This is a genomic window from Brevibacterium permense (assembly GCF_025506275.1).
Lineage (GTDB): Bacteria > Actinomycetota > Actinomycetes > Actinomycetales > Brevibacteriaceae > Brevibacterium > Brevibacterium permense_A.
In genome coordinates, this window is sequence record NZ_QYCP01000026.1 from 1 (window position 1) to 422 (window position 422).

Consider the following 422-nt stretch of genomic DNA (forward strand, 5'->3'; position numbering starts at 1 on the left):
CTTTTGCGGCATCCTGATATTTGCCCTGACTCATCAAATCGTCGGCATGCCTCATGTCCATCTGCCATCTGAATTTGTCGTACCAGGTGCCTGGGTCGTAAGTTGTGCCGGGAAACTTAAATACATACCAACCACCGGCTGCAATGATGGTGACAAACAGCCAAATGACAACAGACATATTTCTTGTGTAGATTTTCCGGGAAAGCTGGCTGCTTTTCATCACCTTGTGGGAATTGACACTACCGGAGGTGCCTAACATTTTTGGTTCAGGCACAGCTCCCATGCGCAAGCCCTTTAATCCCGCCACAAATGCCCCATCGTACAAGGCCTGTTTCAATTCAGCAGCTGTTGCATATCGATTTGAGGGCTCTTTCTCAAGACACTTCATTATCACCTTATCGATTGATTCGGGCACATTCAAC

General features: G+C 47.4%; 1 protein-coding gene. It reads right to left on the bottom strand.

Going from position 1 to position 422, the window contains the following annotated elements; genetic code table 11:
- The coding region (locus tag D3I60_RS01380; protein ID WP_262774319.1) for a hypothetical protein at positions 1-388 on the bottom strand (388 nt) is incomplete at its 3' end.
- Positions 389-422: the final 34 nt, after the last annotated feature.